Source organism: Bifidobacterium choloepi (genome assembly GCF_010667615.1).
Taxonomy (GTDB): domain Bacteria; phylum Actinomycetota; class Actinomycetes; order Actinomycetales; family Bifidobacteriaceae; genus Bifidobacterium; species Bifidobacterium choloepi.
The window spans coordinates 1,322,590-1,323,637 of record NZ_VYSG01000001.1 but is presented as its reverse complement, the minus strand read 5'-3'; the positions used below and the strand labels follow the sequence as shown (position 1 = coordinate 1,323,637).

The following is a 1,048-nucleotide window of genomic DNA, read 5'->3' as shown; positions in this document are numbered from 1 at the left end:
GAACGACAAAGCCGAGGAGCGTCGCAACCTCGCCTATTTGCAGGCTGGTCACGTCGACGGCGTCATCGAGATCGGGATGGTCATGCAACAACTGTTCCATCTGCTTCCGGCCACTTTCGAGCGAGTAGTCACCGTGGGCAATGCGGTCGTCGGCATCGGCGCCGAGCACCGACAGGAATGCCTGCATGCGTTCGCGGGCACCGGGAGGACCGTACGGTCCGGAGATCATCGTGATATATTGCGCTCCGCGATCGATCAGGTATTCGACGGCTTGCTTCGCACCGCCGTAATCCTCGACATGCACATAGCCGACAGGAATCGTCTCGTCATTTGGCTGCTCGGCGACGACGGTCGGGATGCCGGCATTGACAAGATCGGCGATCATCTCGCTCGAGTCCTGATGCCATGCGACCTGGATGACGCCGTCGACGTGACCAGCCTGCAAATAGGCGAGGTTGCGACGCTCCTCGGCTTTGTCGTTCGTCGCCATGAGCAGGAACGAGACTCCCCGTTGGCCAAGCTCGTCGGCGAGTGCACGCAACAACGTCGCGAAATTCGGGTCCTCGAAGAGCAGGTGCTGTGGCTCGCCGAGCAACAGGGCAACCGAACCGGCACGACCTGTCACCAGCGCCCGCGCATGCGTATTCGCAACATAATGCGTCTGTTCAATGGCCGCCTTGATTTTCTCCGCGGCATCGTCGCTGACCCAGCGATGTCCGTTGAGATACCGTGAAACAGTCGCACGGGATACGCCCGCAATCCGAGCCACGTCCTTGATCGTCGGTTTGCTGCCCTGGTTCACGTCGCGTCCTTACTTGAAAAAGCCTCACCGGAAAAATACCGGTTTTGATCAGCCTAGTGCACCAAGCCTCAAGAAACGCTCCGACCTGTCAAGCCGGCGTGGCGTGCGAATCGTACAGCTTTCCTTGAGGTGTGGGGGGGCCCCCCGCCGGGGGGGGGGGGGGGGGCCCCCCCCCCCCGCCGGTGTTTGAGTGGGAGATTTACACGACCCAATGGGGGTGTGGTGGAAAACCGGGCACACGGGGGG

The 1,048-nt window shown here is 61.5% G+C and carries 1 protein-coding gene; it reads right to left on the bottom strand.

The features are described from left to right. A partial coding sequence (locus F6S87_RS05250; protein ID WP_163227500.1) for a LacI family DNA-binding transcriptional regulator occupies window positions 1-802 on the bottom strand: 802 nt, incomplete at its 3' end. Between the last annotated feature and the right edge of the window lie 246 nt (window positions 803-1,048).